Origin of the sequence: Pseudomonas inefficax (genome assembly GCF_900277125.1) — a bacterium.
GTDB classification, from domain to species: Bacteria; Pseudomonadota; Gammaproteobacteria; order Pseudomonadales; family Pseudomonadaceae; genus Aquipseudomonas; species Aquipseudomonas inefficax.
In genome coordinates this window covers 1-12,728 of sequence record NZ_OPYN01000175.1, presented here as the reverse complement: position 1 = coordinate 12,728, position 12,728 = coordinate 1, and the positions used below count along the sequence as shown (strand labels likewise).

At 61.4% G+C, this 12,728-nt stretch carries 11 protein-coding genes; 5 read left to right on the top strand and 6 right to left on the bottom strand.

The window, feature by feature from the left end; translation table 11 throughout:
* Nucleotides 1-22: 22 nt before the first annotated feature.
* The 3 genes from JV551A3_RS21210 to JV551A3_RS21200 all read right to left on the bottom strand — a co-directional run bounded on the left by JV551A3_RS21210 (nt 23) and on the right by JV551A3_RS21200 (nt 2,169).
* Nucleotides 23-700, bottom strand: coding sequence for a NuoB/complex I 20 kDa subunit family protein (locus JV551A3_RS21210; protein WP_003251429.1), 678 nt, complete (start codon nt 698-700; stop codon nt 23-25).
* Nucleotides 701-709: 9 nt separating this feature from the next.
* The gene (locus JV551A3_RS21205) at nt 710-1,123 is read right to left on the bottom strand and encodes an NADH-quinone oxidoreductase subunit A (protein ID WP_003251427.1); all 414 of its coding nucleotides are present in this window, start codon (nt 1,121-1,123) and stop codon (nt 710-712) included.
* A gap of 383 nt (nt 1,124-1,506) precedes the next feature.
* Entirely contained in the window at nt 1,507-2,169 is a 663-nt protein-coding gene (locus JV551A3_RS21200) for a lysoplasmalogenase (protein ID WP_133974109.1), read from the bottom strand.
* A 493-nt stretch (nt 2,170-2,662) separates the two neighbouring features.
* Here JV551A3_RS21200 and JV551A3_RS21190 point away from each other — a divergent pair, with 493 nt between their 5' ends.
* Together JV551A3_RS21190 and JV551A3_RS21185 are read left to right on the top strand one after the other, a co-directional pair.
* On the top strand, nt 2,663-2,905 hold the full coding sequence (locus JV551A3_RS21190; RefSeq protein WP_133974105.1) for a hypothetical protein: 243 nt from the start codon (nt 2,663-2,665) through the stop codon (nt 2,903-2,905).
* 218 nt (nt 2,906-3,123) lie between these two features.
* Nucleotides 3,124-3,246, top strand: coding sequence for a DUF3077 domain-containing protein (locus tag JV551A3_RS21185; RefSeq protein WP_372239056.1), 123 nt, complete (start codon nt 3,124-3,126; stop codon nt 3,244-3,246).
* A gap of 237 nt (nt 3,247-3,483) precedes the next feature.
* On the opposite strand, the gene aceA is transcribed toward JV551A3_RS21185, so the two are convergent.
* Together aceA and JV551A3_RS21175 are read right to left on the bottom strand one after the other, a co-directional pair.
* A complete protein-coding gene (gene aceA, locus JV551A3_RS21180) occupies nt 3,484-4,809 on the bottom strand; it encodes an isocitrate lyase (protein ID WP_112252927.1) in 1,326 nt (441 codons plus the stop codon).
* A gap of 492 nt (nt 4,810-5,301) precedes the next feature.
* Nucleotides 5,302-6,066 carry a secretin N-terminal domain-containing protein gene (locus tag JV551A3_RS21175; RefSeq protein WP_177421339.1) on the bottom strand — a complete coding sequence of 255 codons (765 nt, stop codon included), beginning with the start codon at nt 6,064-6,066 and terminating at the stop codon, nt 5,302-5,304.
* A gap of 126 nt (nt 6,067-6,192) precedes the next feature.
* On the opposite strand from JV551A3_RS21175, the gene JV551A3_RS21170 reads away from it, so the two are divergent.
* The 3 genes from JV551A3_RS21170 (at nt 6,193) to JV551A3_RS21160 (ending at nt 10,654) form a co-directional block, all read left to right on the top strand.
* Complete coding sequence (locus tag JV551A3_RS21170; protein ID WP_133974101.1) at nt 6,193-7,365, top strand: ATP-binding protein; 1,173 nt, start codon at nt 6,193-6,195, stop codon at nt 7,363-7,365.
* Between the two features lie 54 nt (nt 7,366-7,419).
* Nucleotides 7,420-9,129 carry a S8/S53 family peptidase gene (locus tag JV551A3_RS21165; protein WP_133974099.1) on the top strand — a complete coding sequence of 570 codons (1,710 nt, stop codon included), beginning with the start codon at nt 7,420-7,422 and terminating at the stop codon, nt 9,127-9,129.
* 82 nt (nt 9,130-9,211) lie between these two features.
* Nucleotides 9,212-10,654 carry a SulP family inorganic anion transporter gene (locus JV551A3_RS21160; protein ID WP_133974097.1) on the top strand — a complete coding sequence of 481 codons (1,443 nt, stop codon included), beginning with the start codon at nt 9,212-9,214 and terminating at the stop codon, nt 10,652-10,654.
* Between the two features lie 175 nt (nt 10,655-10,829).
* On the opposite strand, the gene fusA is transcribed toward JV551A3_RS21160, so the two are convergent.
* Nucleotides 10,830-12,728: elongation factor G (gene fusA, locus JV551A3_RS21155; RefSeq protein WP_133979099.1), on the bottom strand; the 1,899-nt coding region annotated here is incomplete at its 5' end.

Genomic DNA, 12,728 nt, shown 5'->3' with positions numbered 1-12,728 from the left:
GAGCGGGCGGCAGGTCGCTGGATCAGACTTCGTCGGGGCTGCGCAGGTTGGTTACTGCAATGCGCTGCTCACGACGCAGGTCTTTCTGGGCTGGCATCTCGGCACGGTAAATACCTTGATCACCAACAACCCAGGAAAGCGGGCGTCGTTCTTGGCCGATCGACTCCTGCAGCAGCATCAAGCCTTGCAGGAAAGCCTCAGGGCGTGGCGGGCAGCCGGGCACATAGACGTCCACGGGGAGGAACTTGTCGACCCCCTGAACGACCGAGTAGATGTCGTACATGCCGCCGGAGTTGGCGCACGAACCCATGGAGATGACCCATTTGGGCTCGAGCATCTGCTCGTACAGGCGCTGGATGATCGGCGCCATCTTCACGAAGCAGGTACCGGCGATGACCATGAAGTCGGCCTGACGCGGCGAGGCCCGGATGACTTCGGCGCCGAAGCGGGCGATGTCGTGGGGTGCCGTGAAGGCCGTGGTCATTTCCACGTAGCAGCAGGACAGGCCGAAGTTGTACGGCCAGAGGGAGTTCTTGCGACCCCAGTTGACCGCGCCACGCAGCACATCTTCGAGCTTGCCCATGAAGATGTTCTTGTGGACCTGGTCCTCCAGCAGTTGATCGGTGACGGTTTCCCGTTCACCGACCGGGTACTGCTCGTTGGGCGCATCCGGATCGATTCTGGTGAGATTGTATTGCATGCCAAAGCCTCATTGTTTCAGCTTCGCTTGCCGCTTGCGGCGACCTTCGGGAGCCCAATCAAGTGCCCCGACGCGCCATAGGTAGACAAGACCAGCCAACAGAATTGCTATGAAAACGAGTGCTTCGACGAATCCGGTCCAGCCGCTTTCGCGGACGGACACAGACCATGCAAAGAGAAAGAGGGCTTCGATATCGAAGATCACGAACAGCATCGCGACCAGATAGAATTTGGCGGACAGGCGCAGGCGGGCGCTGCCGACGGGCAGCATGCCGGATTCGAAGGGTTCGTTCTTGGCACGGCCCCATGCCTTGCTACCGAGCAGGCTGGACAGGCCGAGCATGAAGGCGCACAGGCCGACGACACCCAGGAGGAAGATGGCAAAGCCCCAGTTGTGGGCGATGAGTCCTGCCGAATCGGACATGCTAGAGATCCTTATACAGAGACCCAGCTCTGCAGTCTGAAATAAGTGTAGAGCGGCGACCTGGTGTCGCACATGCAGTGACCAAATGTCGCAGCTGAATCAATCGCGCTGATTTTATGGGTAAACCCGGTGCAAGTAAAATTTCTGTCGCAAATTTATTCGTAGGATTAAGTACAAAACCTGCTCGTAACTGGCTGAAAGCCTTGAGATTCGGGCATTGCGTGCGGTTTTGTTAATTATGTTTCTTGCAGGGGGTAACGAATTGCAAGTTTCGTAATGATAATTAATATCATTTGACCCGATGCCTGATATTTCTCCTGTTCTGCGTCTTGTAAAGTTCATCTGGCGATTCCCCCTACTTGCAAATGCCAAAAACGCCTGTTCTAGCAGCTTCCGACACCGTTCGCCCCGCTCTGGGTCAATATTTTATCGATCGAGCGATGGCTGGCTGATGAAGCGATCGCCCACTGGCCGAGCCAGTAGGTGAGGATGATCAGGTACGGCGCGATGGTGAACGGGCTGACGAAGCGGTCGATGCCGATCAGGCTGTCGGACATTACGAACAGGCAGGCGCCAAGTGCGGCCAGCCCGCCGCAGGCCAGGGCGCGCCAAAGCATGGCGCTGATGGCCAGGGCATACAGCGCCACCGGGATCAGTAGTGGGCCGAGGCCGTGGCTGGCGAGTACGCTGAACAGGGTGATGCCGGTGATGACACTGAACAGGAGTGCGGGTAGGGCGTAGCGCAAGGTTGTACCGCAGTACGCGCGCAGATAGGCCAGGTGGGCAAAGAGGAATGCGACCAGGCCGAACACGAAGAGGTCGGCGGGGATAGCCAGCAGGATGTCGCCGAGTACCGAGAGTGCCAGACCGAGGGTGATCCAGCGGCGATAAGGTGTGGCGGGAACGCTGCGCAGCCAGGCGATCAGGGCCAGTACCGGGATCGGTTTGGCCAGCAGGGCGAGCAGGGTGTTGTCGCTGGCCAGTGCATATAGATAGAGGGCAGCGGCGGCCAGGGCGAAAATCATCAAGTGGCGTGGACGAAGCATGGGCGGTCCTTGCGGCTGTGCTGCCTCAAGCATAGACCTGATCCCGGGTTTTGCTTCCTCCTGTACCGGCCCCTTCGCGGGCATGCCCGCTCCCACAGGATCACCACAGCCTTCAAGACCTGCACAGAACCTGTGGGAGCGGGCGCGCCCGCGAAGAGGCCGGCGCAGGCGCTGCCGAATTTCGCCATAAAACAGATTTGTCCCCTTCCATGTAGGCCATTTCCCAAACATACTCTTGCCGCCTTTTTTCCGTTGCGGCTGCTCTGGCGGCGCTCTAGTCTCGGCGTGTCGTTGCACATCAACGACACGGCTTTGACAGGCCGGAATTGAAAGAAGGTGCACTCGCTTTGCCTCAATGGCGGCTGTGCGTGTGGGCACGCTCGCGTGCGCCGGTCTTTCTTTCTTTCCACCGGTCTGTCAACCCACGCATAGCTGCCACCCAACCGTTTGACAGCGGGCGGATGTAGCCAAACAGGAAAGAAAGGAGCGAGTCATGCTGAAAGTTGTCCCCGATCCACCCCATATCTCCCATTCCCTCGAAGACACCCTGATCCAGGCCACCGACTACGCACTGTGCGCGGCGACCGTGGTGCATCAGGCCTTGCTGCTGCAGCCCAAATCCCCGGCGTCGATCCTGATGATGACCTCGATGCATGAGCTTGAGGCGCTGCGGGCTTTGCTTGAGTCGGCATTGATCCAGGTGCAGATGCCAGCTGAGCCTCGGACTTTGCACTGAGGCTTGAGCGATGTGTTGTCTGGGCGGGCCTCTTCGCGGGTAAACCCGCTCCCACAGGTTCACCACAGTCTTCAAGACTTGCACAGTCCCTGTGGGAGCGGGTTTACCCGCGAAAGGGCCCGTCCAGGCAGTCGAGAATTTTCAGGGGATTCAACAATGACCACAGAAGACACCCAATTCATCGTCGGCAAGACCACCTTCTAAAATTGATGGGTTATGTGCGCGAACTGACCATCACCGGCCTGATGGATGAAAAGCCAATGATGATCTGGGCCGCCCATTACCTGAGCGCGATGGCCAAGGCGCTGATGGATGATGCAGAGCTGGGCATGAAGCACTGAGGTACCGCAGGACTGCACGATCACCCCTGTAGGAGCGGCCTTGTGTCGCGAGAGGGCTGCGCAGCAGCCCCAGCGATATGTGCGTCTGCGCCGAAATCCTGGGGCCGCTGCGCAGCCCTATCGCGACACAAGGCCGCTCCTACAGGTTCCGTGTATTCCTGGTAGGTGTGGTGCGGACAAAAAGAAAGGCCCGGGGCTTTCACAAGCCCCGGGCCTTCTTTCAGCAGCAACCCACTATCAGTGGAACTGCTCTTCCTCGGTCGAACCGGTCAGTGCAGTCACCGACGAAGCGCCACCCTGGATCACGGTGGTCATGTCGTCGAAGTAGCCAGTGCCCACTTCCTGCTGGTGCGCCACGAAGGTGTAGCCTTTGCTGGCGTCGGCGAATTCCTGTTCCTGCAGTTTCACGTAGGCGGTCATGTCGTTGCGGGCGTAGTCGTGCGCCAGGTTGAACATGCCGTGCCACATGTTGTGGATGCCGGCCAGGGTGATGAACTGGTGCTTGTAGCCCATTGCCGACAGCTCGCGCTGGAACTTGGCGATGGTCGCGTCGTCCAGGTTCTTCTTCCAGTTGAAGGAAGGCGAGCAGTTGTACGACAGGATCTGGTCCGGGTATTCCTTCTTGATCGCTTCGGCGAAGCGGCGGGCTTCGTCCAGGTCCGGCTTGGCGGTTTCACACCAGATCAGGTCGGCGTACGGCGCGTAGGCCAGGCCGCGGGCGATGGCCTGGTCGAGGCCGGCGCGTACCTTGTAGAAGCCTTCACGGGTGCGCTCGCCAATCACGAACGGCTGGTCGTACGGGTCGCAGTCGCTGGTCAGCAGGTCGGCGGCGTTGGCGTCGGTACGGGCCAGGATGATGGTCGGCACGCCCGATACGTCAGCTGCCAGGCGCGCGGCCACCAGCTTCTGCACGGCTTCCTGGGTCGGTACCAGTACCTTGCCACCCATGTGGCCGCATTTTTTCACCGAGGCCAGCTGGTCTTCGAAGTGCACGCCGGCGGCGCCTGCTTCGATCATGTTCTTCATCAGCTCGTAGGCGTTCAATACGCCGCCGAAACCGGCTTCGGCGTCAGCCACGATCGGCGCGAAGTAGTCGATGTAGCCTTCGTCGCCCGGGTTCTTGCCGGCTTTCCACTGGATCTGGTCGGCGCGGCGGAACGAGTTGTTGATGCGCTTGACCACGGTCGGTACCGAGTCGACCGGGTACAGCGACTGGTCAGGGTACATGGACTCGGCCGAGTTGTTGTCGGCGGCAACCTGCCAGCCGGACAGGTAGATGGCCTGGATGCCGGCCTTGACCTGCTGCACTGCCTGGCCGCCGGTCAGGGCGCCCATGCAGTTGACGAAATCTTTTTCTGGGCGGAAGGACGGGTGGGCACCTTCGGTGACCAGCTTCCACAGTTTTTCTGCACCCAGGCGGGCCAGGGTGTGCTCCGGCTGCAGGGAGCCACGCAGGCGAACGACATCAGCGGCGGTGTAGGTACGGGTCACGCCTTTCCAGCGCGGGTTCTCGGCCCAGTCTTTCTCGAGGGCTGCAATTTGCTGTTCGCGTGTCAGTGCCATGGAAATAAACCTCGTCGCATCGATCTTGGGGTAATTGTGCTGATGCTCGGAGCAGATCAGGAGCTGGCGGCTGTCCTGTTCGCAGGATTGCGGCGGCGGCGAACGCGAAGGCTCGAAGGGGAAGGGTGTGCAGGCCAGGCGAAAGGGTGCTCCGGCAGGTCGGCTCGTGGTTGCCTTGCTGCGGTGCTACGCGATTGCCAGTACTGCGGTGATGCGCTTCCGTCCCTCGGGACAACTTCTTCGTTGCAGTCGCAATCCCGTCGAACCGCCTTGTGGGCCGTATAGACACGAGACGCCTCCAAGGGTGGGAGGAGTGCGCCTCGAAGGCCCTTGCCAGGGCCCCTGATTAGCGGGAGCGAGGCCATCATGCCCTTGGGAAAAAGACCCTGTCAAATGTTTTGTAGTGGTTTTTTTCAATTACTACATCTTTGGTCTAATGCGACTTGGCAGTCAGTTTCAAGGCCTTTGGTCGAAGCCTTGAATTGCCTGGGATCAGTCAAGAAGGTCGACTTTGACACGCAAAGTCATGTTTTCACCCCGTTGGGTACTGTAACTGTGGCTTGACGCGCTACGGTCGGCTTGGCTCTGCTGGTTGTAACCCGCCAGGGTGATCCACTCGCCGAGCTTGCCGGTGATTGTCGTGTCGGTGCTTTGCACTTTCACTACATCTGCACGTTCATGGCTGATGCGGTCATTATTGGTGCTTATTTGTAGACGAACCGTGTCGCCACTCAAGCTGGGGGTGACATAGAAACCCTGGGTCACGTTGCGGTATTCGGTGTCGCTCTGAATACGCCCGTAACCGTCGGTGCTGGTGCTGGTGATCGGGATGCTCTGGCCGACCTGAATCAGCGCCGGTTGGCCTTCGCTGGCCTGAATCTGCTGCATGCCGCCGTCACGGTTGCTGGTGCCGTAGTGGATGACACGTGCATTGCCACGGTTGTCCTGAAAGTTGCTGTCGTTGTTGTCGACGCTGATCAGCAGGCGCTTGGGTGCGGTGTCCAGCTGTTGCAGCAGGGTGCGCAGGTCGTCGATGCGCTCGGGGCTGGCGTTGACGATCAGCTTGTTCTCGAACGCCGTGACGCTGCCGTCCTTGCCGATGAACGCCTGGGCGGCGGGCAGCAGTTCGGCGCTGCTGCGGTGTTGTAGTGGTACGACATCGGTGGCGGCCTGGGCGCTGAGGCTGGCGACCAGCAGCAGGGAAGCGAAAAGGGGGCGTAGCGGCATGTCCATGATCTCCGCAGGTGGAATCAACATGATGGCAAATTTAGCGGCTGGCTGCCGGATCTGGATCACGTTGGTGATGTGGCTGAGTGGGTGATTTATCGGGTTTTATCTTGTAGGCTATAAATTATAGTCATCAAGATAATTGAGGGTAATTACATGTCACCCATCCGCCCGCTTCTACGTCGTGATCAGTTGGCCAAGGCTCTGGGCCAAGACCTGGCCGGCGAGTCGCTGGTCGATTACAGCTCGGGCATGTTCCTCGCCGCGCCCCGACGTACGGGCAAGAGCACCTTCCTCAACAACGACTTCATTCCGGAATGCGTACAGCGCGGCTGGCTTCCGGTTTATGTCGACCTGTGGTCGGATCGCGACGCCGCGCCGGCAGAACTCATCAGTGGCGCCATCGGTGCTGCGCTGGGCAGCTTCGAAGGTGCGCTGGCCAAGGCTGCGAAAAAGGCCGGTATCGACAAGATAAACCTGCTGCGTACCCTCAGCTGGGATTTTACTCGCCCGCAACTGCCTGAGGGGACTACCTTGGCTCAGGCACTTGCCGTATTGCATCAAGTGTCGGGGCAGATGGTGGTACTGATCATCGACGAGGCCCAGCATGCCCTCAACAGCGAAGATGGCCTGAATGCGATGTTCGCGCTGAAAGCCGCGCGTGACCATCTCAACCGTGGTGACCGCCCGGACGGCTTGCGTCTGGTGTTCACTGGCTCCAGCCGCGACAAGCTGGCCAACCTGGTGCTCAAGAGCAAGCAACCCTTCTTTGGGGCCAGCATCACGCCATTCCCCTTGCTGGGGCGTGAGTATGTCGAGTTCATCACCGATTTGTGGAACCGGCGCCTGGCCGCCAGCAACCAGTTCAAGGTCGAGGACCTTGCGTACGCGTTCGAGTTGGTCGGGCGCCGCCCTGAAATGCTCAACAAGCTGTTGGCCGAAGTGAGCGTGGGCCTGGGTGAGGCGGGCAACCTGGGTGAATTACTGCGCACAGGGGCGCTCAATCATCAGGCGGGCGTTTGGAGTGACTACGAAAGCGCCTGGAACGACCTGTCAGCCTTGCAACAGGCGGTGCTTGAGGTAATGGCCGAGCGGACGTTGGGCCGGCAGCCGTTTTCGCCATTTACCGAGCAAACCTTGGGGGATGTGAACCGTAAGCTGGAGCAGGCCCGGGCGGAAATCAAAGCCAGCACGACCAGCGTCCAGAAGGCCCTCGATGCCCTGCGTGACAAGGAGCTGGTATGGAAGGCCAATCGCGGAGAGTACGCACTTGAGGATGCTTCCATGGCTGAATGGCTTGCACGGGACAAGGCGGCGGGCCGCAGCTGAACCTTTGATCTACCTCACCAGTCGCACGCACAGGGATTGATTGGGGCTGAGTGCATGAAGCGTGTTCTGATCTTGTTGTTGTGCCTGTGCAGCCTTTGTGCCGAGGCTGCAGCTGATTCGTTGCGCATCAAGCAGTTGCAGCGTTGTGGCGACCTGCTTGGCGATGGCCAGCAGCAATGGTGCCTGCGCGCCGAGGGGCTCGGGGCGCAGCTGCCGACGGTCTGGCTCGGTGGTGCGCGGCTGCCGACAGCCGATTTCGAGCGGCAAGGTGACCGGCTTACGCTGAAGTTGGCCAAACAAGCCCTGCGCAGTGCTCCGCTGTGGCTGGAGGACGGCGAGCGCACCAGCAACCCGGTTTGGCTGACACGCCAGCGCAGCCATGTTGTGGCCGCCGGGCCTGATGAAGTGGCGAAGAACATGGATGGCCTCACCACCTATGTGGACTTGGTAAGCCTTTTGATCGAGGAAAAACATGATGGCCTCGGCGAAGCCCGACGGATCGCCGGGAAGTACGGCGCCCAGGTCGTGGGTGCCATACCACCGCTGAATGTCTACCAGTTACGCTTGCCGGTGGGCGACCTGGTGCAGCGCGACGCGATGATCCTGCGCATGGGCAGTGAAGTTAGCGTCGATGCAGTGATTGTCGAGGAGTCTGCCCCGGAGCGTGGCGAGGAAGGTGGCGGGCGCGAGCAGGCGGCCATCGTCCAGGCGGATGAATGGGCCGCCAACCGCTTCATGGACGCCCTGTACTTCTACCAGCGGCGTATCGCTGCCTCCGCTGTGCCGGTACAGCCGGTGCGGGTGGGTGTGATCGAGCGCGATCTCGACTTCGACGCGCCGGCGTTCGAAAGCTACCGCGGCCGCTGCGATACGGGCCGGACCTGCCTGTACGGCCGCGACGGCGAACGCCCGACCAGCCACGGCAGCCATGTGGCCGGCATCCTGGCAGCGCAGGGCGACGGCTTTCTGCCTGGGCTGGGCAAGCAGAACCCTGGCTTTGATGTCATCGTCGAGCGCAACTCCGATGCCGGCATCACGGCGAACATCGCTGCCTCGGTGAACCTGGTCGAAGACGGCGTGCGGGTTTTGAACTGGAGCTGGGGGATTCACCGGGTCGGGGCGAAGAACGTAAAGGGCGATGAGGTCGATTCGCTGGTACGTTCCGGGCTGGCGATGAGCGGCTATGAAGAGCTGCTCGAAGAGTTCTTCCTCTGGTTGCGGGCCAAGCATCCTGACGTGGTAGTGGTGAACTCGGCCGGTAATGGCGCGTCCTGGTCGGGGACCGATGAGTATCGGCTGCCGTCCTCGTTCATCACCGAGCAACTGCTGGTGGTGGGCGGCCACCAGCGCAGTGACAGGCCGTTGCCAGTCGAAGACCCGCGCCATGTGCGCAAACGCCACAGTTCCAACATCGACATGCGTGTGGACATCAGTGCGGCTGCCTGCATCCGCCCGGCGCCGGCCGCCGAGCCGCATTGCGGCACGTCGTATGCCACCCCGCTGGTGACCGCCACCGTGGCGACCATGCTGGCGATCAACCCGGCCCTGACCCCGCAGCAGGTGCGCATGCTGTTGCGGCGCAGCGCCTTGACCCTGGGCACCGAGCAGGATTTCGAAGCCATGGATGCCGAGGACCTGACCGCGCCGATTCTGCCATCGGAGCGCAACGGGCAATTGCATCACCCCGACCTTGGCCGCTCTGCGCGGCTGGACATGCAGCGGGCGCTGGACCTGGCCGTGCAGAGTCGCGACCGGGTGCGTTGAACGGTGGCTGTTGACGGGCAAATTCCGTAACATCGCGACCCTTGTTTTTGTCCCGTCCGCCCGGACCGACCCCAGGATGCTCATGAAACCCGCCCGACTCCGCGCCGACCTGCTCGCCGGCCTGACCACCTCGTTCGCCCTGGTGCCCGAGTGTATCGCTTTCGCCCTGGTGGCCCACCTGAACCCGCTGATGGGCCTGTATGGCGCCTTCATCATCTGCACCCTTACGGCGCTGTTCGGCGGCCGGCCGGGTATGATTTCCGGGGCTGCCGGTTCGATGGCGGTGGTGATCGTCGCGCTGGTGGTGCAGCACGGCGCCCAGTACCTGCTGGCCACGGTTTTGCTGGGCGGCGTGGTGATGATGCTGTTCGGCCTGTTGCGCCTGGGCAAGCTGGTGCGGTTGGTGCCTTACCCGGTCATGCTCGGCTTCGTCAACGGCCTGGCGATCGTGATCGCGCTGGCCCAGCTCGAGCATTTCAAGCAGGGTGAACACTGGCTCACTGGAATGCCGTTGTACCTGATGATCGGCCTGGTGGCGCTGACCATGCTGGTGGTCTACGTACTGCCGAAGCTGACCCGCGCGGTGCCGCCGGCGCTGGTGGCGATCCTCGGTGTCGGCCTGCTGGTGTACGTGCTCGACCTGCCTACGCGCACCCTCGGCGACATGGCGAGCATCGCTGGTGGCCTGCCGCACCTGGCACTGCCGGATGTGCCGTGGAACCTCGAGACCCTGAAGATCATCGCCCCCTACGCCGTGCTGATGGCCATGGTCGGCCTGCTGGAAACCTTGCTCACCCTCAACCTTACCGATGAAATCACCGAGAGCCGTGGCTACCCGGACCGCGAGTGCGTTGCGCTGGGTGCGGCCAACATGGTTTCCGGCCTGTGCGGCGGCATGGGCGGTTGCGCAATGATCGGCCAGACGGTGATCAACCTCAGCTCAAATGGCCGTGACCGGCTGTCGGGTGTGGTAGCCGGGGTGATGGTCCTGCTGTTCGTGTTGTTCCTGTCGCCGCTGATCGAGCGTATTCCGCTGGCGGCGCTGGTCGGGGTGATGTTCGTGGTGGCGCAGCAGACTTTTGCCTGGGCGTCGTTGCGGGTGCTGCACAAGGTACCGGCCAGCGATGTGCTGGCGATCATTGCCGTCACCGTGGTAACGGTGTTCACCGACCTGGCGGTTGCGGTGCTGTTCGGTGTCGTGATCGCGGCGGTGAACTTTGCCTGGCAGCATGCGCGGGAGCTGTATGCCGACAGCCATGACGATGGGGAAGGGGGCAAGCGTTACCAGGTGCACGGCACGCTGTTCTTTGCCTCGACAACGGTGTTCCTGAACCAGTTCGACCCGGCCAAGGATCCGGCCAGGGTGACCCTGGACTGCCAGCATTTGAGCTTTGTCGATTATTCGGCGGTTGCCGCGTTGAAGACCTTGCGCGAGCGGTATGCCAAGGCTGGCAAGCAATTGCGGGTGGTGCATCTGTCCGAGCGTTGCAAGAAGCTGCTGAAACGGGCCGGGGAGCAGCACTGAGAAGGGTTGTTGCCTGTGCCGGCCTCTTCGCGGCTAAAGCCGCTCCCACAGGGATCGCGCCAGCCTTTAGAAATTGAGTAAGACAGTTGCTCCCACAGGGACAACAGCCAGTGACTACTGTGCATTCCCTGTGGGAGCGGCTTTAGCCGCGAAGAGGCCAGCACAGGAGAACGAATTACTCCCCGCGGTTCTTCTTGACGATGGCATCGGCAATGCTCGCAGGTGCCTCTGCATAACGGGTGAACTCCATCGAGAAGCTGGCCCGGCCCTGGGTCATGGAGCGCATCGAGGTGGCGTAGCCGAACATCTCGCCCAGCGGCACCTCTGCACGGATCACCTTGCCAGCCGGCGTTTCGTCACCATCCTGGATCATCCCGCGGCGCCGGCTAAGGTCGCCGAGGATATCGCCCTGATACTCCTCGGGTGTCACCACCTCCACCTTCATCACCGGCTCCAGCAACACCGCGCCGCCTTTCTGCGACAACTGCTTGGTGGCCATCGAGGCGGCAATCTTGTAGGCCATTTCGTTGGAGTCGACGTCGTGGTACGAGCCGTCGTACACCGCCGCCTTGAGGTTGATCAGCGGGTAGCCGGCCAGCACGCCGTTCTTCATCTGCTCTTCGATACCCTTCTGGATCGCCGGGATGTACTCGCGCGGTACCACGCCGCCAACGATCTCGTTGATGAACTCCAGGCCTTCCTTGCCCTCGTCGCCGGGGGCGAAGCGGATCCAGCAGTGGCCATACTGGCCCCGGCCGCCGGACTGGCGGACGAAGCGGCCCTCGATCTCGCAGGTGTTGCGGATTTTCTCGCGGTAGGCCACCTGCGGCTTGCCGATGTTAGCCTCGACATTGAACTCGCGGCGCATGCGGTCGACGATGATGTCCAGGTGCAGCTCGCCCATCCCCGAGATAATGGTCTGGCCGGTCTCTTCGTCGGTGCGCACGCGGAATGACGGGTCTTCCTGGGCCAGCTTGCCCAGGGCGATGCCCATCTTTTCCTGGTCGGCCTTGGTCTTCGGCTCCACCGCCACGGAAATCACCGGGTCGGGGAAGTCCATGCGTTCGAGGATGATCGGTTTGTCCATGTCGCACAGGGTGTCGCCGGTGGTCACATCCTTCATGCCGATCAGTGCGGCGATGTCGCCGGCGCACACATCCTTGATTTCAGCGCGCTGGTTGGCATGCATCTGCACCATGCGGCCGATGCGTTCCTTCTTGCCCTTTACCGAGTTGAGCACCGCGTTACCGGAGCTGAGCACGCCAGAATAGACCCGGGCGAAGGTCAGGGTGCCGACGAACGGGTCGGTGGCGATCTTGAAGGCCAGGGCCGAGAACGGCTCGCTGTCATCGGCGTGTCGCTCCAGGTGCTTTTCTTCGTCATCCGGGTCGGTGCCCTTGATCGCCGGGATTTCAGAGGGCGCAGGCAGGTAGTCGATGACTGCGTCGAGCATCAGCGGCACGCCCTTGTTCTTGAATGACGAGCCGAGGATGGTCGGCACGATCTCGTTGGCTAATGTACGTTGCCGCAGACCTGCCTTGATTTCGTCGATGCTGAGATCAGGGTACTTGTTCAATAGTTCTTCATTGGCCTCGGCGGCAGCTTCTACCATCTTTTCGCGCCATTCGTCAGCCAGCGCCTGCAGCTCGGCAGGGATATCTTCTTCGCGGTAACTGGTGCCGTTGTCGGCATCATTCCAGTAGATGGCCTTCATCTTCACCAGGTCGATCTGGCCCTGGAAGTTTTCTTCGCTGCCAATGGCCAGCTGGATCGGCACCGGGTGGTGACCCAGGCGCTGGTCGATCTGCCGGACCACGCGCAGGAAATCGGCGCCCTGGCGGTCCATCTTGTTGATGTAGGCCAGGCGCGGCACGTGGTACTTGTTGGCCTGGCGCCATACTGTCTCGGACTGCGGTTCGACCCCGTCCGCGCCGCTGAATACCACCACCGCGCCATCGAGCACGCGCAGCGAGCGTTCCACCTCGATGGTGAAGTCGACGTGGCCGGGAGTGTCGATGATATTGAAGCGGTACTTGTGGGCGAACTGCTTGGTCGAGCCTTGCCAGAAGGCAGT